This window comes from Mycobacterium sp. E3247, from assembly GCF_001667785.1.
Lineage (GTDB): Bacteria > Actinomycetota > Actinomycetes > Mycobacteriales > Mycobacteriaceae > Mycobacterium.
The window spans coordinates 1-17,754 of record NZ_LZJG01000150.1 but is presented as its reverse complement, the minus strand read 5'-3'; the positions used below and the strand labels follow the sequence as shown (position 1 = coordinate 17,754).

Here is a 17,754-nt window from a genome sequence, read left to right as displayed (position 1 = left end):
ACCTCGCGGTCCAGCAGCGCAAGGTCGAGACGGCCCTGCGAGCGGGTCTCCCGAAGCGTGCGGCGATAGCCCGGATGTTCGACGGCCAGCGCCGCCAGCTCGGCGCGAAACAGGACGTCGGACTCGGTGGGCGCGGAGTGCACGTGCGCGATGTCACCAATCTGGTTGCGGCGCACCAAGGTTCGCAGCATGGACATCACCGGCGTGATCCCCGATCCGGCAGTGAGGAACAGGATGGACGGCGGCGCCGGGTCGGGCAGCACGAAGTTGCCCTGCGGGGCGGCCAGCCGGACGATGGTTCCCCGCTCGACGCCCGCCACCAGGTGGGTGGACAGGAATCCTTCGGGCATCGCCTTGACGGTGATGGTCACGGTGCGCGCGGAGCCCGATCCGGACGTCTCGGCCGGGCTGGAGGTCAGCGAATACGACCGCCAGCGCCAGCGCCCGTCCATCAGCAGGCCGATCCCGATGTACTGGCCCGGCTGGTAGTCGAAGTTGAAGCCCCATCCCGGCTTGATCACCAGGGTCGCCGAGTCCTCTGTCTCGCGGCGCACTTCGAGGATGCGGCCCCGCAGCTCGCGTGCCGACCACAGCGGGTTGGCCAGGTGCAGATAGTCGTCGGGCAACAGCGGCGTGGTGATGCGCGCGGCCAGCTTGCGCAGCGCGTGCCAGCCGGGGTGTCGCTCGGCACCCGCGACCACCGGCCGCTTGGTGTCGACGACGTTGCCCGCGATCGATGGGTTACGTCTGCCCAGGGGAAGCTCCTGCTCACGATGCTGCGTCTTGCTTGCACTCACCATTGTGGTCGACTCTGTGGGCCTCACGAAACCTACGGTACCGTAACCTACGGTTGCGTAGCCAGCGTTCGGTGGGCGCGATCACATCACACCCTCGGGCCGGGCCCTGCCGATCGCCCGCCCTCGCGGTGGAGCAACCTAGCCGGCCGCACTGGTGGCGAGCTTCAACGCCCGGACCACGGCTTGGCGGGCAAGGTCGATCTTGAATGCGTTCTGGCTCAACGGTTGCGCACCGGACATGGCGGCTTCGGCGGCGGCACGGAACGCCTGCGGACCCGGCGCGTTCCCGACCAGCGTGGCCTCCGATTCGATCAACCGCCACGGCTTGGGCGCTACGCCGCCCAGTGCGATGGCCGCCGACGTGATGACGCCGTCGGACAGCGCGAGGCCGACCGCCACCGATACCAACGCGAACGCATAACTGTGCCGGTCCCGCACCTTGAGGTACCAGGATTTCGCCGCGTAGGGCGACGGCGGCAATTCGACGCCGACGATCAATTCGGCGGGCTCGAGGGCGTTGTCGATCTCCGGTGTATCGCCGGGCAGGCGGAAGAACTCGCCGATCGGCACACGGCGCACGCCCCCGGGGCCCGCCACGTGCACAACGGCGTCGAGCACCGCCAAGGCCACCGCCATGTCGGAGGGGTTTGTGGCCACGCACCGCGGCCCCGCGCCGAGAACGGCGTGTTCCCGGTTGAAGCCGTCCAGTGCTGCGCAGCCCGAACCGGGTGCGCGCTTGTTGCACTTCGCGAAGTCGGTGTCCATGAAGTAAGGGCAGCGGGTGCGCTGCAGCAGGTTGCCGCCCGCGGTCGCCATGTTGCGTAGCTGGGTGGTCGCGCCGCTCAGAATCGCGTGGGAGAGAACGGGATAGCGGGTTCGGATCAGCGTGTGGTTGGCGAGCGCGCTGTTGGTGACGCCCGCCTCGATGTACACCCCATCCGACTCGGTCGCCGTCACCGAGGTCAGGCCGAGTCGGCCGATATCGATCAGCGCCGGCGGCTGGACGACGCCATATTTCATCAGGTCAACGAGATTGGTACCGCCCGCGAGATACACGCCCCCCGTCTGGACCGCCGCGGTGATCGCGTCGGCCACCGAGGTGGCGCGCTGATAGGCGAACGTCTTCACTGTGGCCTCGCCTCCGCAACCGCCGCGATCGCGTCGACGATGTTGGCGTATGCCCCGCACCGGCAGATGTTTCCGGCGATGCGTTCCTTGATCTCGTTCTCCGTCAGCGGGATCGAACCGTTCAGCGCCGCCTGGCGGTCACCTTCGAAGGAAGCCATGGACAGATCGCCGCGAGCGTGTTCGCGCAGCATCGCACGCGCCGACGAAATCTGGCCCGCGGTGCAGTAGCCGCACTGAAAACCGTCGTGCTCGAGGAACGCTTCCTGAAGCGGATCCAGATCGTCGCCGTCGGCGACGCCCTCGATGGTCAGGACTTCCGCGCCATCGATCGACACGGCCAGCGACAGGCAACTGAGCACCCGCTCCCCGCGCACGGTCACCGTGCAAGCGCCACACAGCCCGTGATCGCAACCCTTCTTGGTGCCGGTCAATCCCAAGCGCTCTCGCAGCAGGTCGAGCAGTGTGGTGCGGACGTCCACGAGTACCCGATGCGTCGTACCGTTGACGCCCAGCGCGATCTCGCATTCGGCAGCTGCATCCATCAGCCGTTCCCCTCCGGCGTCGCAAACGGTGTCATGAGATGTTCGACGGTGATCGGCAGCTCGCGCAACCTGCGGCCGGTGGCGTGAAAGATGGCGTTGGCGATGGCCGCCGGGACACCGCACACCCCGATCTCCCCGATCCCGCGAACGCCGAGTGGATCCAACCCGAAATCGGGGGTGTCCACGAAGGAGACGTCGAAGTCGGGACGGTCGGCATGGGTGGGCACGTAATACTCCCCGATCAACTGTGCGGTGGCCGCGTCGTACGGGACCTGCTCCATCAGCGCCATGCCCAAGCCGAACGTGATGCCGCCCATCACCTGACTGCGCGCGAGTTTCGGGTTGAGGACGCGGCCGCAGTCCAGCACGGCGACCCAGCGTGTCACGGTCGCGCGGCCGATCTGCTCGTCGACTTCGACTTCACAGAAATGCGCACCGAAGGACTGCGAGATCGCGTCGCGTTGATCGCCCGCGTCGGCGGACATGTTGAAGCTCAGCTCTGTTCGGTAGCGCTCGGCCCCGCGGTCGAGCAACCCCGTCACCGGGATCCGCGGGTTGCCGCCGGGGCCCACCACGTCGCCGTCGGCGACGGTGAGCCGGTCCGGCGCCAAGCCGTGGAAAGGGGTCCCTTCGTCGTCGCTGACCAGCCTGAGCAGCCGTCGCTTCCATTCCGCCGCCGCCGCGAACACCGCCGAGCCGACCGTTGCGGTGGTCTGGGAGGCGCCGCTATACGGCGCATTGGGATAATCCGAGTCTCCGGAGGCAAACCTCAACTGCGACAACGGCAGTCCGCACGCGTCGGCGGCAACCTGGCTCATCGCCGTGCGCACCCCGGTCCCGAGCTCGTGGGTCGCCGAGGCGAAGCGCACCAGCCCGTCCGCTGTGGTGGCCACGCTGCAGGAGGCCGGCATCCGCCGACCAGGGTAGGTCGCGGTGGCCATTCCCCAGCCGATCTGCATTCCCCGATCCGACAACGAGCGGGGCGCCAATGGCCTTTTGTCCCAACCGAATCGCTCGGCGCCCAGGGTATAGCAGTCCCGTAGGTGCTCACCGGACCAGCGCTTCCCGCTGGGCTGGTCGAAGTCCACGTGGTTGCGGATGCGGAGCGACAGCGGGTCCACCCCCAGCTCGTAGGCCAGTTCGTCCATGGCCGACTCCAGGGCGAACAAGCCGGGCGCCTCCCCCGGCCCGCGCATGAAGCACGGCGTGGGCGCGTTGATGCGCGCGACCCGGTGCGAGACGACCAGCCGGGGCGAGTGATACAAGAACCTGCTCGACAGCCCCGTCGGCTCGCAGAAGTGGGCCACGGTGGATGTCTCGGTGACGGTGTGATGTTCGGTGCTGCCCAGCAGTCCGCTGTCCGCGGCAACGAGCGTCACCCGCTGCTCGGTGCGCGGCCGGTGCCCGGTCGAGGAGAACATCTGGTTGCGGCTCAGGACGAGCTTGACCGGCCTACCGACCGCGCGGGCCGCGACGGCGACCAGCACCACGTGCATCCACAGAAAGCTCTTCGACCCGAACGCCCCACCGACCAGCGGTGCGATCACCCGGACATTCGCCTCGGGTATGCCCAGGTACCCGGCGAGCACGGACCGCTCCCCGGTGATCCAGCGGGTGGTGTCGTGGACGGTGAGCCGGTCACCCTCCCAGGCGGCGATGGTCGAGGACAATTCGATGGGATAGTGCGCGTTACGCGGTGTCGCGTAGTGGGAGTCGATCCGGTGCGGCAGGGGCGGCTCATCAGGTGCACCGCGGCGGTCCTGCAGCTTCTCCTCCTCCAGCTTCACGAAGTGGTCGGGCAGGTAACTCCCGTACCGAATCCGGCCGTCCTGTTCGTCGGGTGGCTGCGGCCGGGTCAGCGTCTCGGCGGCGCTCAGCGTCGCCGGGCGGTGCTCGTAGTGCAGATCGAAAAGTGACGCCGCATACGTCGCGCGCTCCGGCGAGTCCGCAACCACGAGCGCCATGTGCTGCCCGACGTGGTGAACCGTCAGGTCCGACAGCGGGGGCCGCCGCTCGATGGGCACGTCGAACGTGAGGTCCCGTGGAAGCGTGTGCAGTGGAGGGCAATTCAGTGGCGTCAGCACGTACAGGACACCCGGTGCCGCCGCGGCGCGGTCGGCGCCGGCGAGCAGTGACTCGACGGTGACCGCCCCCCGCGGGATCTGCGACTGCACGAGGGCCGCGTGCGCGACGGAATCGACGACCGTATCGGCGGTGTAGCGGGCACGCCCGGTGACCTTGGCACGACCCTCGACGCGGTCGATGGACAGGCCGACCTGTCGCGCTGGTGGCTGCGTCATCGAGGCGATGCGGCGTCGCACGAGTTGGGACGCCGGGCATGTCGCGGCATTGACCCCTGGTTCATGGCTGCATGTTAGGCCTAGAGACGCGACGCCGCCGGGTCCGCATGCGCGGCCCTACAGCAGCTCGAGCAGGAACGGCAGCTCCTGGTTGGCGTACCACGCCAAGTCGTGGTCCTGCGCGTCGCCGACGATCAACTCGGCATCCTCGTCACCCAGGTCGGCGGCGTCGATCGCCTCGATCGCCTTCGTCACCGCCGGCTCGGCGCCCGCGTTGTCGACGTACGCGGCGATCACGTCTGCAAGCGCGACCGGCCCGCCGAGCCGCACCACCGCGTCGTCGAGGTCCGGCCGGTAGCTGACGTCGCCGACCTCGGCGGCCAGCACCGCGCGCCGCGGCGGCAGGGACCCGCTGGCGCCCGCGTCATCGGCCAACAGGCGCAGCGAAGCCAGCGCCGCCTCACGCAGCGCGACCTCGGCGAGCTCGTCGTCGTCGCCCTCGGCGTACGCCTCACGCAGGGCCGGTGTCAGCGCGAATGCGGTGCCGTTGACGGGCCGTACCGAGCCGTCGGCGACGAGCCGCTGCAACATCGCCAGCGTGGCCGGAATGTAGACGAGCGTCATAGTGACACCTGCCGACCCGCTTCGACCGGCCCCGCCGCTCTCGCGATCGTCACGAATCCCCAATCAGTGTGGCCGCGTAGTCGTCGACGTATTTGGACAGCTCGCGCGGCGGGCGCCGGTAGTTGCCGCTCACCACCGGCGTCTTTGGCAGTTTGACGCGCGGCCGCTCGACGTCGTGATACGGGATCGTAGACAGCAGGTGCGCCATCATATTCAGGCGCGCGTGCTTTTTGATGTCCGATTCCACCACATACCAAGGGCTGACCGGGGTATCGGTGTGCACCATCATCTCATCCTTGGCGCGTGAATAATCCTCCCGCTTGTACAGCGATTCGGTGTCCATCGGGCTCAGTTTCCATTGCCGCACAGGGTCGTTCAGCCGGGCCTTGAACCGCCGGAGCTGCTCGCCCTCCGAAACCGAAAACCAGTATTTGCGCAGCAGAATCCCGTCGTCGATGAGCATCTGCTCGAAGATCGGGGTCTGCCGCAAAAACAGCGCATGCTCTTGGGGCGTGCAGAATCCCATGACCTTCTCCACGCCGGCGCGGTTGTACCACGACCGATCGAACAACACGATCTCCCCTTTGGCGGGAAGGTGGGCGATGTAGCGCTGGTAATACCACTGGCCGCGTTCCCGGTCCGTCGGCGAGGGCAGCGCCGCGATGCGGGCGACGCGCGGATTGAGGTATTCGGTGATTCGTTTGATGGTGCCGCCCTTGCCCGCCCCGTCGCGGCCTTCGAAAACGACTACCAGGCGCTGGCCGGTATGGCGCACCCACTCTTGCATCCTCACGAATTCGGTTTGCAACCGGAATAATTCGGCTTGGTATACCTCGTCGGAAATCCTGGGCGCGTTCGGCGCAGTTGATTTCGCCGCCTTCGCCTTGGCGCTCTTCGTCGCGGTGCTCACATCAACGAATGATAGAACCGGCCATCGCTTTTCACTGTGACCAATTACCGGGAAGCCTCCAGCAATTCCTCGAGCGACTGGCTCAGCAGGCCGGGCAGCAGCTCGACGTCGCTCATCGCCTCGCGGTCGGCGTTGATGCCGAAATACAGCATGCCGTTGTAGGACGTCACGCTGATGGCCAGCGCCTGGTTGTGCAGCAGGGGCGGGACGGCGTAGGTCTCCAGCAGCTTGGTGCCCGCGATGTACATCTGCGACTGGGCCCCGGGCGCATTGGTGATCAGCAGGTTGAACGTCCGCCTGGAGAAGCTCGGGAAACTGGTGGCGACCCGGATGCCCATGGCGTGCAGCGTGGGCGGCGCGAATCCCGACAGGGTGACGATGGTCCTGGCGTCCACCAGGCGCGCGGCCGTCGGGTTCGACTCGGTGGCGTGCGCGATCTGCGACAGCCGCACCACCGGGTTGGGCTCCCCCACCGGCAGGTCCACCAGGAACGGCATCACCTGGCCGATGGCCTGGCCGGGTCCGCTCGCATCGAGCTGGCCTTCGGCGTAGATGGACAGGGGCGCCATCGCGCGCACGGTGGCGGTCGCCGACACCGCCACCCCCCGTGACATCAGCCAGTTGCCCAGGGCGCCGGCGATCACCGCGAGCACCACATCGTTGACGTCGCAGTCGTAGCGCGCGCGCACGGTGCGGTAGTCCTCCAGGTTGCAGCTCGCGACCGTGAACCGCCGGTGGCGCGACACGTTGGCGTTCAGCGGGCTGCTCGGCGCGGTGCCGCGCGCCACGGTCCGCGCGAAATCGACGACCCGGCGACCCGCGGCCAGCAGTTCACCAGGGTTGGTCACCAACCCGCCGATGGTCGACCCGACGGCCTGCAGCTGGGTGGTCGGCCCCACGAACCAGTCGCCGACGGCCCCGAAGATCAGCCGAGCGTTGCCCGGGTCGCGTTCCGGGACCCAGATGTCCTCGGGCAGGGCCGGGGGGCGTTTGGTGCGATCGGCGATGACGTGGTTGATCTCCAGCGCCGCCATGCCGTTGATCAAGGCTTGATGCGACTTGGTGTAGAGGGCGACCCGGTTCTTGGACAGGCCCTCGACCAGATACATCTCCCACAGCGGCCGCGACTTGTCCAGCGGCCGGGCGGCCAGGCGGGCGACCAGCTCCTGCAGCTGTTCGTCGCTGCCCGGGGAGGGCAGCGCGGAGCGCCGCACGTGGTAGGTGATGTCGAAGTCGGCGTCGTCGATCCACACGGGCCGGGCCGAGCCCACCCGCACCTCACGGACCTTCTGCCGGTAGCGCGGGATCTGCGGCAACCGCCGTTCGACCGTGGACAGCAGCGTCTCGTAGCTCAATCCCGCGCGCGGGCGGCGCAGGATCGACAGCGATCCGACGTACATCGGGGTGGCCGTGTTCTCCAGCCGGAAAAACGCCGCGTCCGCCGGGGACAACCGGGTCACCATGCGAGCCGTCCTCCTCGTCGAATCATCGCCGGCGTCGCTACACGAGATTTCCCGCCCACGGTAATCGGCTGGGCGGGGCCGGGCCGAGCGCGGGTACGCGCGCGCCCGAGTTGTGCCATGATGACCACTGCCTGCCACTCTCCAGCGGGCTTCCGGTCCCGGCCGATGAGTTGGAGAGTGCGCGTTGAACACCGGTCCTGTCGTGGGTCAGCCCTACGCCTTCGCCGTCCTGCCCGTCGTCGACTACGAGCCTCCGGCACAGGAGGTACCGCCGAATGCCGCGGCCTGCCGGCGGTCGTCCCGCGCGCCGTCGCTACGGCGCAGCTCCCACGCGCCGCGCCGGCCCCACCCGCCGGGAAGGCCGGCGACGGAGCCCCGCGCCGCCGCGTCGCCGCAGATGCGGCAGGCCGCGGCCTTTGCCGACGCCGCGTTGCGGCGGGTGCTCGAAGTCATCGACCGGCGCCGCCCGGCCGCCCAGCTGCGCCCGTTGCTGACACCCAGCCTGGTGGATTCCGTGGTCGCGCTGGGCCACACGACCGCCGGCCACGAGGGCGCCGCGGTGCTGCGGCGGATGCGTCTGCAGCCGGCCGGTCATGGGGACCCTCAGGCCGCGGCCGAGGTCTCCGGCTCCTACAGCCGCGGCGACCGGATCCACGCGATCGCCTGCCGCGTCGAGCGGGCGCCCGGTGGCGGCGGCCGGTGGCTGGTGGTGGCCCTGCACATCGGTTGACCCGACGGGTCAGCGCACCGGACCGGCGCTGGGCGCCAGCGGACCGCCCGTGTAGCGGGTGAGCACCGGCCCCGCGATCGCCATGACGAAGACGTACGACGTCGCCAGCGCGGAGACCGCCGGGATCGACGTGCCCGCCAAGCCGATGATGATCAGCGAGAACTCGCCCCTGGCAATGAGCGCGGTGCCCGCGCGCAGCTGCCCGCGCCGCGCCACCCCGTCGCGCCGGGCGGCGAACACCCCGGTGGCGACCTTGGTGGCCGCCGTCACCGCGGCCAGGATCAGCGCCGCGGGCAGCATCGGGACCAGCGCGTGCGGGTCGACCGAAAAGCCGATCGCCAGGAAGAAGATGGCGGCGAACAGATCCCGCAGCGGGCCGAGCACGCGACGCGCCCGATCGGCGGTCTCCCCGGTCAGCGTCAGGCCCACCAGGAAGGCGCCCACCGCGGCCGACGCGTGCAGGGATTCGGCGATGGCCGCCACGATCAGGGTGATGCCCAGCACCCGGAGCAGCAGCTGTTCGGAGTCGGGGTGTTCGACCAGCCGGCCGACGTGATGGCCCCAGCGATAGGACGCGGCGAAGGCGGCCAGCAGTGCGGCCACCGCCGCCACCATGCCGACGACGGCGTGCAGCCAGCCGCCGCCGGCGGCCAGCACGGCGAACAGCGGCAGGTAGGCCGCCATCGCGAAGTCTTCGAGGACCAGCACGGAAAGCACGGCCGGCGTCTCCCGGTTACCGAGCCGGTGCAGGTCCTCCAGCAGGCGGGCGATGACGCCCGAGGAGGAGATGTAGGTGACCCCGGCCAGACACAGGATCGCCACGCCGTCCAGCCCCAGCAGCCAGCCGGCGACCGCGCCGGGCGCCGCGTTGAGGACGACGTCGACGCCCGCGGACGGCAGGTGGTGGCGCAGGCTGGCGGCGAATTCGGCCGCCGAGAACTCCAGGCCCAGGGTCAGCAGCAGCAGCACGACGCCGATGGGCGCGCTCGTCGTAATGAACTGGCCGCCGGCCTCCAGCGGCAGGATCCCGCCCTTGCCCAGCGACAGGCCGGCGAGCAGGTACACCGGGATCGGGGACAACGCGAATCGGCGTGCGACGGCGCCCAACACGGCCAGCGTGGCCAGGAGGGCGCCGAGTTGTAGCAACAGCGCCCACGAAACCTGCACCGGCTCAGCCCTTGTCGATTATCTGCTCGACGCCGGCGATTCCGTCCTGAGTGCCGATCACGATCAAAACGTCTCGGGCGTAAAGCATTTCGGCCGGCCCGGGCGAGGCGAGCACTTCCTCGTTGCGCACGATCGCGACAATGGAGGCGCCGGTTCGAGTGCGGGCGTGGGTGTCGCCCAAGGGGTGCCCGACGAACGGGCTGCTGGCCAGGATGTGGACCTGACCGGTCTCGAGTCCGGGTATTTCGCGGGCCAGCTCGGTGAACCGCTCGGCGATCCGGGGCGCCCCCAGGATCTGGGCCACCGCCTCGGCCTCCTCGTCACTGAGTTGCAGGAGCGGCCGCGCCTCGTCCGGATCGTCGCGGGCATACACGACGACCTCGAAGTCGCCGCTTCGCCGCGCGATGATGCCGATGCGGTCGCCCTTGTGATCGGTGAACTCGTAGCGAAGGCCGACCCCCGGCAGCAGCACCTCCTTGACATCCATACCGTCAATCCTGACAGGTCGGCCGGTGGCGCGGTCTCCGGATCGCGGGGCTCCTAGAGAACTCCTGAAGAGTCAGCCCTGCCGGGCCACCCCCGCGGGCTGGCGGCGCGGTATCGGCAGCAGCATCGACACCTCGCGCCGGTAATCGCGGTATTGGGGGCCCAGCGATGCGACCAGGTCACGCTCCTCCAGCTGCGTGGCGATCAGGATGTAGCACGTCATGCCGATCGAGAACAGCAGATGCCCGGCCGTCATGACGGGCGCGGCCCAGAACGCGATGACCATCCCGAGCATCAGGGGGTGGCGCACCACGCGGTAGAGCAGGCGGACGCGGAATTCGACGCTGGTGTAGGGCTTTTGGCGCGACGCCAAATACACCTGCCGGAGCCCGAACAGGTCGAAATGGTTGATCAGGAACGTCGCCAGCAGCGCTATCGCCCAGCCGAGCCAGAACAGCGCCCACAGCACCGCGCGAAGGGCGGGCACCCGCACGTCCCAGAAGACGGTCGGCATCGTTCGCCATTGCCAGTACAACAGGGCCAACACCGCGCTGGACAGCAGCACGTAGGTGCTGCGCTCGATCGGCGACGGCACGACGCGGACCCACCAGCGCTTGAACGCGGGCCGGGCCATCACGCTGTGCTGGACCCCGAACGCGGCGATCAGCGCCGTGTTGACCAGCACCGCCTCGGCGATGGATGCGGGGAGTCCGCTGTCGACGCTTCGTGGCACCGCCAGGTTTCCCACGAAACCGATGAGATACAGGAAGGCCGCGAGAAAGAGCAGGTACGCCGCGGCGCCGTAGCCAAGCGTCAGATATCGCCTCATGGGCTAAGTGTCCGCCGCGCGCCCGCGCCCGCCTATAGGTCGATTGCCTCATCTTGGCGCAAGGGGACCCTAGGCATTTTTGACCAGTCGGGGTGTGAAGTTGGTTTCACGCTCGGCGCCGAGTGTGAAACCAACTTCACGCTCGGCGTTCAGAAGCGAAGCCTTAGCGGCGCTTGACCGACTTGGGCGGCTTGGCCCCGCGACCCTGCTGCCTTGCGGCCGCACGGCGCTCACGCCGGGAGCCTCCACCCGCGACGCCCGCCGGCGTCTTCTGGCCGTCGCCGCCGTTGCGCTGCACCTGCGCCGAGCCGTCCTCGGACGGGCCGGAATAGGTCAGGGCCGGTTGCTGGTCGTCGATTCCCTTGGCGCGCAACTGGGCTGGAGGCTCTTCGCGCACCGAGGGGGCGATGTCGCCCTGGTCTGCCGCGGTTCCGAGGTCCTTGAGCCCCTCCGGCGCTTCCATCGGCGCGACCTGCGGCGACGGCACCGCCTCGACGGTGACGTTGAACAGGAACCCGACCGACTCCTCCTTCATGCCGTCGAGCATCGCCATGAACATGTCGTAGCCCTCGCGCTGGTACTCCACCAGCGGATCGCGCTGCGCCATGGCGCGCAGCCCGATGCCCTCCTTGAGGTAGTCCATCTCGTAGAGGTGTTCGCGCCACTTGCGGTCGATGACGTTGAGCAGCACGTTGCGCTCCAGCTGCCGCATCGCGCCCTCGCCCGCGATCTCCTCGAGCTCGGCTTCCCTTGCCGCATAAGCGCGTTCGGCGTCCTTGAGCAGCTCGTCGAGCAGCTCCTCGCGGGTGAGGTCGTCGCGCTCGGAGTCACCGTCCAGGCGCATCAGGGCCTCGTGGTCGATGCCGACCGGGTACAGCGTCTTGAGCGCGGTCCACAACGCCTCAAGGTCCCAGTCCTCGGCATAGCCGTCGGCGGTCGCACCGTTGACGTAGGCGGTGACCACGTCGCGGACCATGTCCAGCGCCTGCTCCTTGAGGTTCTCGCCCTCCAGGATGCGGCGGCGCTCGGCGTAGATCACCTTGCGCTGCTGGTTCATCACCTCGTCGTACTTGAGGACGTTCTTTCTGACCTCGAAGTTCTGCTGCTCGACCTGGGTCTGGGCGCTCTTGATCGCGCGGGTGACCATCTTGGCCTCGATCGGCACGTCGTCGGGCAGGTTCAGCCGGTTGAGCATCGCCTCCAGCGCGGCGCCGTTGAACCGGCGCATGAGCTCGTCGCCCAGCGACAGGTAGAAACGGGACTCGCCCGGGTCACCCTGCCGGCCGGAGCGGCCGCGCAGCTGGTTGTCGATGCGACGCGACTCGTGCCGCTCGGTGCCCAGCACGTACAGGCCGCCGGCCTCGATCACCTCGGCGGCCTCCTTGCCGGCCTCCTCCTTGACCTTGGGCAGCTCCTCGTGCCAGGCCGCCTCGTACTCGTCGGGCGTCTCCACCGGGTCGAGGCCGCGCTCGCGCAGCCGCAGGTCGGTGAGGAAATCGACGTTGCCGCCCAGCACGATGTCGGTACCGCGGCCGGCCATGTTGGTGGCCACCGTGACGCCGCCCCGGCGGCCGGCCACCGCGACGATGCCCGCCTCCTGCTCGTGGTACTTGGCGTTGAGCACGTTGTGCGGGATGCGGCGCTTCTGGAACTGCCGCGACAGGTACTCCGAGCGCTCCACGCTGGTGGTACCGATCAGGACCGGCTGGCCCTTCTCGTAGCGCTCGGCGACGTCGTCGACGACCGCGATGTACTTGGCCTCCTCGGTCTTGTAGATGAGGTCGGAGCAGTCGGTGCGGACCATCGGCTTGTTGGTCGGGATCGGCACCACGCCCAGCTTGTAGATCTCGTGCAGCTCGGCGGCCTCGGTCTGGGCGGTACCGGTCATGCCGGCGAGCTTGTCGTAGAGCCGGAAGTAGTTCTGCAGCGTGATGGTGGCCAGCGTCTGGTTCTCGGCCTTGATCTCGACGTGTTCCTTGGCCTCGATGGCCTGGTGCATGCCCTCGTTGTAGCGGCGGCCGTAGAGCACGCGGCCGGTGAACTCGTCGACGATGAGGACCTCGCCGTCGCGGACGATGTAGTCCTTGTCGCGGTTGAACAGCTCTTTGGCCTTCAGCGCGTTGTTGAGGTAGCTGACCAGCGGCGAGTTGGCGGCCTCGTAGAGGTTGTCGATGCCGAGCTGGTCTTCGACGAATTCGACGCCGAGTTCGTGCACGCCGACGGTGCGCTTGCGCAGGTCGACCTCGTAGTGGACGTCCTTCTCCATCAGCGGCGCCAGCCGGGCGAACTCGAGGTACCAGTTCGAGGCGCCGTCGGCGGGCCCGGAGATGATCAGCGGGGTGCGGGCCTCGTCGATCAGGATGGAGTCGACCTCGTCGACGATCGCGAAGTTGTGCCCGCGCTGGACTAGGTCGTCCAGCGAATGCGCCATGTTGTCGCGCAGGTAGTCGAAGCCGAACTCGTTGTTGGTGCCGTAGGTGATGTCGGCGTTGTAGGCCACCCGCCGCTCGTCGGGCGTCATCTGGGCCAGGATCACGCCCACGTCCAGGCCGAGGAAGCGGTGCACGCGGCCCATCCACTCGCTGTCGCGTTTGGCCAGGTAGTCGTTGACCGTGACGACGTGCACGCCCTTGCCGCCGATGCCGTTGAGGTAGGCGGGCAACACCGAGGTCAGGGTCTTGCCCTCACCGGTCTTCATCTCGGCGACGTTGCCGAAGTGCAGCGCCGCCGCGCCCATCACCTGGACGTCGAAGGGGCGCTGGTCGAGCACCCGCCAGGCCGCCTCGCGGGCCACCGCGAACGCCTCGGGGAGCAGGTCGTCGAGGCTCTCGCCGTCGGCGTGCCGCTTCTTGAACTCGTCGGTCTTGGCGCGCAGCTCCGCGTCGGTGAGCTTTTCGACCTCGTCGGACAAGGTGTTGACGTAGTCAGACACCCGCTTGAGACGCTTGAGCATGCGACCTTCGCCGAGGCGCAGCAACTTCGACAGCACGGTGTTGTCCCCTGTTGGTAGGAGTCTCTATAAGGCGACTCCCATGGTAGGTGACAACCCCGCGAGGGCCGCCCAACCTCAGGATCGCCTGCTCAGGCGAGCCTGATCAGCCCGTAGTCGTAGCCGTGGCGGCGGTAGACCACGCATGGCCGTTCGGTCTGCTTGTCGTGGAAGAGGAAGAAGTCGTGCCCGACGAGCTCCATCTCGTAGAGCGCGTCGTCGACCGTCATCGGCGTGGCCGGGTGCTCCTTGGTCCGCACGATGCGCCCGGGCTCGTGGTCGGTCTCGGCGCCATCATGGTCGACGGGCGGCTCCGGCCCGGGTTCGCGCGGCGGCGCCGGCACCACCGCGGTGGCGGCGGCCAGCGAGACCGGCGTCTTGTCGCCGTAGTGGACCTTGCGGCGGTCCTTGGCGCGGCGCAGCCGGTTCTCCAGCTTGTCGACCGCGGACTCGAACGCCGCGTAGAAACTGTCGGCACAGGCCTCGGCCCGGCTTACCGGCCCACGGCCGCGGGCGGTGATCTCCACGCGTTGACACGATTTGCGCTGGCGCCGGTTGGGCGCGTGTTTGAGCTCGACATCGAAGAGGTAGATGGAGCGATCGAACCGCTCGAGGCGGGAGAGTTTCTGGGAGACGTAGACGCGGTAGTGGTCAGGGATTTCTACATTGCGACCCTTGATGACGACTTCGGCATCGGTCGTCGATTGGGCTTGGCCGTCGGTGTGCGTCGGCGGTTGGTCGAGAATCTGACCGGAATCCACGGATAGCCTTGACATACGTGACAACTCGTTTCTCTCTCACGTCGCACGCGCCCTGCGTGCCCGGCTTACTACGACGCGCCGACGAGGTGGGAGAGCGGTCCTTTCAACAAGTCACCGCCGCAGGCTGCTCGCCGATGCAAGGTGTCGAATACTCACCCCTTCCCGCGAGTGGGGTCTCAACCTGGGAATGTCGCGACCAGTGAGTCAGACCAGTGAGTCGATTGATGTTGTTCTCGACGTTAGCTCTTGTTCGCCTCGCCATGCCACTGATTTCGCGGAGCTGTTGCGAGTTCTTCACATACTCTTGGCGACCGCACAGCCTCACGCGACAGCGACCGTGAGCACGGCGGCGACCCGCACGCCGGCGGCGCCCAAGACCCGCACCGACTCGCGCGCCGTCGCCCCGGTGGTGACGATGTCGTCGACGATCAACACCTCGGTGACCGGTCGCCGTCCCCCCAGCAGCACCCGGCCCGCGACGTTGCGCTCGCGGGCGGTGATGCCCAGACCCACCGAGTCGCGAACCAGCGCCCGCATCCGCAGCGCCGGGACGACGGCGATGGCCGGGTGGCCGGACACGGCGGTGCGCGCCAGCCGGGTGACCGGGTCGCCGCCGCGCCGGCGCGCCGCCGAACGACGCGTCGGAGCCGGCACGACGGTCAGCGGGGTCTCGACGATTCCCCACGACAGCAGCCGGTGCACGCCGGTCGCCAGCGCGGCCGCCAACGGTCCCACGAGGTCGCCGCGGCCGTGCTCCTTGAGCCCCAGGATCGCCCGCCGGCGCGCGCCGGCGTAGCGGCCGAGCGCGAACACCGGCACCTGCGGGTCCACCCGCGGGCTCACCACGTGCGGCTGGTCGGCGGCCACCGACAGCTCCCTGGCGCAGGCGTCACACCAGGGGGTCGACGGGGCCCCGCAACCGCCGCACTGCAGCGGCAGGATGAGGTCGAGCATGACCGCCAGTGTCGCGGGCGGGGGTGACAACCCCGGCCGCGGCGGTCAGCCCGATGGTGGCGACCCGCCGCGCCCGGCTCCGCCGCGCCTGCGATCGCCACTAGCCTGATGGTGGCGACCCGCCGCGCCCGGCTCCACCGCGCTTGCGATCGCCACTAGCCCGATGGTGGCGACCCGCCGCGCCCGGCTCCGCCGCGCTTGCGATCGCCACTAGCCCGGCAGCACCGGCGCCGCCCCGAACACCGTCAGCCCGGGCACCTCCGACCAGCCCTGCTGGCTTTCGGCCGCCGACGCCGAGTACTGCAGCACCCCTTGCGGGGCCCCGACGTAGATCGTCGACGGATTGGCCGCGACGGTCAGCACCGGCATCTGCAGCCCGCGGGCCGGCGCGTCGGAGTTCACCCCGTCGAGGTTGACGTAGGACACCGGATGGCTGGCGTCGGTGCGGGTCACCACGATGTCGTCGCCGGTGCGCCAGGACAGCGAGACGACCGAGTTGCCCAGCCCGAAGCCGAGCCGGCGCGGGTAGGTCAGGGCGAACTGTCCGGCCTGGGTCTGCTCGACGCTGGCCAGCACCACCTGGCCGCCGATCACCATCGCGGCGCGCGTGCTGTCGCGGGACAGCTGCAGGTCGGTGATCGGACCCGGGAAGCGGCTGGCCACGGCGACGGAATCGACCGGGATGCGGGCGGGTTGCCCCGAGGCCGGCTCCTGGATCGCGCGCAGCACGTTGTTGCCGTCCACCACCGTCCAGACCGCGTCGTCCAGCGACCAGCTGGGCCGCGTCAGGCTGTGCCCGTCGGCGGACTGTACCGCCTCGCCGCCGAGGTCGCCGATCCACAGCGACGCCGCTTCGTCGGGCGCGCCCCGGTGCAGCGTGACGACGGACGCCACCTGCCGTCCGCTGCGGGACAGCGCGGCGCCGGTCTGGTCGCCCATCCGCCCGAAGGCCCCGGGAACGTTGGTGAAGCGCTGCCCGTCCAGTGACACCAGCGAGCCGTTCACCAGGGCATGCAACCCGGCGCCCGCGCCGTCGGCCACGCCGGGGTCGGTGGCCGCCACGTCGGAGGTCGTCCAGCCCTCGGCGAACCTGTCGTCCAGCGGCGCGCCGTCGGCGTTGATCACATACGGGCCCCGGATGTCGGCCCGGGCCAGCGTCCAGATGATCTGCGCGGCAAGCAATTGCCTGCTGTGCGGATCGGTGGTGGACAACTTCTCCAGGTCGATGCGCGCGCCGCCGTAGCCGCGCCCGATCCCGTTCTTGCCGCCGTCGGCGCGGGTCACCGGCCCGCGCAACCGCAGCGGCGGGGCGAGCAGGTTGCGGACGGTGTGCGCCATCTCCGGCCGCGGGCCGCCGATCAGCTTGGAGACCAACTCGGTGGCGAGCTGGTCGTGATCGGCGACCGCGACATAGCGCGGATCGGGAACCACCGTCTTGCCGGTGGGGTCGGCGAAGTACAGCGTGTTGCGCTTGTAGGTCGACTGAAACTGCTGCCAGTCCAGGAAGACCCCGTTGGGCAGCCGGTCGATCCGCCACCCGCCCGAGGTCTTGACCAACTCGATCGGGCCCGGGTCGGGCAGCACCCCCTCCGCGGTCTCGAACACCCCCATGTCCGACAGCGACCCCAGGATGTCCGCCCGCATGTTCGCCGAAACGCGTTCGGCGGCACGGGTTTCCACGAATACCACGTGGTCGATCAGCAGGGCGCTGCCGGCGTCGTCCCAGGCGTTGGACGCAGACTGGGTGAGGAACTGCCGGGCCGCCAGATGCCGGTTCGCGGGATCGGCTGTGGCCTTGAGGAATTCGCGCAGCAACACGTCGGGATCCATGCCCGGCGTCGGCTTGGGCAGGTTCGACGGCGCCGGCCGTTCGACGGTGCCGATGGCCTGGGGAGCCGACGAGCTGGGCACCCCCGCGCACCCGGCCAGCACCACCGCGAGGACCAACAGCCCGAGCAGGCGCCGCATCACCCGCTCCTCTCGGCGTGTTCGCGTTGCCGCGACCGGTCTTTGGTCTGCTGCGGGCCCGTCGTCGTCGCGGTGGGCGGAATGGGCTTCATGGGCAGCGGGCTGG

At 69.1% G+C, this 17,754-nt stretch carries 15 protein-coding genes; 1 reads left to right on the top strand and 14 read right to left on the bottom strand.

The annotated features are described in order from the left end of the window. The 7 genes from A9X04_RS07845 to A9X04_RS07815 form a co-directional block, all read right to left on the bottom strand. Positions 1-797 (bottom strand): ferredoxin reductase (locus A9X04_RS07845; RefSeq protein ID WP_369828933.1); only part of this gene is annotated, 797 nt, incomplete at its 3' end. A 138-nt stretch (positions 798-935) separates the two neighbouring features. Further along, on the bottom strand, positions 936-1,925 hold the full coding sequence (locus tag A9X04_RS07840) for a xanthine dehydrogenase family protein subunit M (RefSeq protein ID WP_067919079.1): 990 nt from the start codon (positions 1,923-1,925) through the stop codon (positions 936-938). Beyond that, entirely contained in the window at positions 1,922-2,467 is a 546-nt protein-coding gene (locus tag A9X04_RS07835) for a (2Fe-2S)-binding protein (RefSeq protein WP_067919077.1), read from the bottom strand. The genes A9X04_RS07840 and A9X04_RS07835 overlap by 4 nt, the downstream gene beginning before the upstream one ends. Beyond that, the gene (locus A9X04_RS07830; RefSeq protein ID WP_067919075.1) at positions 2,467-4,767 is read right to left on the bottom strand and encodes a xanthine dehydrogenase family protein molybdopterin-binding subunit; all 2,301 of its coding nucleotides are present in this window, start codon (positions 4,765-4,767) and stop codon (positions 2,467-2,469) included. The genes A9X04_RS07835 and A9X04_RS07830 overlap by 1 nt, the downstream gene beginning before the upstream one ends. 117 nt (positions 4,768-4,884) lie before the next feature. Then, the gene (locus A9X04_RS07825; protein WP_067919073.1) at positions 4,885-5,391 is read right to left on the bottom strand and encodes a hypothetical protein; all 507 of its coding nucleotides are present in this window, start codon (positions 5,389-5,391) and stop codon (positions 4,885-4,887) included. Positions 5,392-5,440: 49 nt separating this feature from the next. Then, a complete protein-coding gene (gene ppk2 / locus A9X04_RS07820; protein WP_067919071.1) occupies positions 5,441-6,301 on the bottom strand; it encodes a polyphosphate kinase 2 in 861 nt (286 codons plus the stop codon). Positions 6,302-6,345: 44 nt separating this feature from the next. Further along, positions 6,346-7,764 (bottom strand): wax ester/triacylglycerol synthase family O-acyltransferase, encoded by a 1,419-nt coding sequence (locus A9X04_RS07815; RefSeq protein ID WP_067919070.1) that lies wholly within the window; start codon positions 7,762-7,764, stop codon positions 6,346-6,348. A gap of 184 nt (positions 7,765-7,948) precedes the next feature. Here A9X04_RS07815 and A9X04_RS07810 point away from each other — a divergent pair, with 184 nt between their 5' ends. After that, on the top strand, positions 7,949-8,494 hold the full coding sequence (locus tag A9X04_RS07810; RefSeq protein WP_156764261.1) for an Rv3235 family protein: 546 nt from the start codon (positions 7,949-7,951) through the stop codon (positions 8,492-8,494). 9 nt (positions 8,495-8,503) lie between these two features. On the opposite strand, the gene A9X04_RS07805 is transcribed toward A9X04_RS07810, so the two are convergent. From A9X04_RS07805 to lpqB, 7 genes are all read right to left on the bottom strand, one after another. Then, a complete protein-coding gene (locus tag A9X04_RS07805) occupies positions 8,504-9,661 on the bottom strand; it encodes a cation:proton antiporter (protein WP_067919068.1) in 1,158 nt (385 codons plus the stop codon). Positions 9,662-9,665: 4 nt separating this feature from the next. Continuing rightward, entirely contained in the window at positions 9,666-10,148 is a 483-nt protein-coding gene (locus tag A9X04_RS07800) for a cation:proton antiporter regulatory subunit (protein WP_067919067.1), read from the bottom strand. Positions 10,149-10,220: 72 nt separating this feature from the next. Next, positions 10,221-10,976, bottom strand: a complete 756-nt coding sequence (gene mddA / locus A9X04_RS07795) for a methanethiol S-methyltransferase (RefSeq protein WP_067919066.1) — start codon at positions 10,974-10,976, stop codon at positions 10,221-10,223. A 163-nt stretch (positions 10,977-11,139) separates the two neighbouring features. Next, on the bottom strand, positions 11,140-13,965 hold the full coding sequence (gene secA, locus A9X04_RS07790; RefSeq protein ID WP_067919065.1) for a preprotein translocase subunit SecA: 2,826 nt from the start codon (positions 13,963-13,965) through the stop codon (positions 11,140-11,142). 92 nt (positions 13,966-14,057) lie between these two features. Next, positions 14,058-14,726: a ribosome hibernation-promoting factor, HPF/YfiA family gene (gene hpf, locus A9X04_RS07785; RefSeq protein ID WP_067919064.1), complete on the bottom strand. Its 669-nt coding sequence runs from the start codon at positions 14,724-14,726 to the stop codon at positions 14,058-14,060. Between the two features lie 321 nt (positions 14,727-15,047). Then, positions 15,048-15,680, bottom strand: coding sequence for a ComF family protein (locus A9X04_RS07780; protein WP_067919063.1), 633 nt, complete (start codon positions 15,678-15,680; stop codon positions 15,048-15,050). A 210-nt stretch (positions 15,681-15,890) separates the two neighbouring features. Continuing rightward, on the bottom strand, positions 15,891-17,648 hold the full coding sequence (lpqB, locus tag A9X04_RS07775; RefSeq protein WP_197509090.1) for an MtrAB system accessory lipoprotein LpqB: 1,758 nt from the start codon (positions 17,646-17,648) through the stop codon (positions 15,891-15,893). Positions 17,649-17,754: the final 106 nt, after the last annotated feature.

Excerpts from the sequence above, each read along its gene's own strand:
- A9X04_RS07835 (WP_067919077.1), bottom strand. The coding sequence starts at position 2,467 with ATGGATGCAGCTGCCGAATGCGAGATCGCGCTGGGCGTCAACGGTACG.
- A9X04_RS07830 (WP_067919075.1), bottom strand. The coding sequence starts at position 4,767 with ATGACGCAGCCACCAGCGCGACAGGTCGGCCTGTCCATCGACCGCGTC.
- A9X04_RS07825 (WP_067919073.1), bottom strand. The coding sequence starts at position 5,391 with ATGACGCTCGTCTACATTCCGGCCACGCTGGCGATGTTGCAGCGGCTC.
- A9X04_RS07815 (WP_067919070.1), bottom strand. The coding sequence starts at position 7,764 with ATGGTGACCCGGTTGTCCCCGGCGGACGCGGCGTTTTTCCGGCTGGAG.
- A9X04_RS07800 (WP_067919067.1), bottom strand. The coding sequence starts at position 10,148 with ATGGATGTCAAGGAGGTGCTGCTGCCGGGGGTCGGCCTTCGCTACGAG.
- mddA (WP_067919066.1), bottom strand. The coding sequence starts at position 10,976 with ATGAGGCGATATCTGACGCTTGGCTACGGCGCCGCGGCGTACCTGCTC.
- A9X04_RS07780 (WP_067919063.1), bottom strand. The coding sequence starts at position 15,680 with ATGCTCGACCTCATCCTGCCGCTGCAGTGCGGCGGTTGCGGGGCCCCG.
- lpqB (WP_197509090.1), bottom strand. The coding sequence starts at position 17,648 with ATGCGGCGCCTGCTCGGGCTGTTGGTCCTCGCGGTGGTGCTGGCCGGG.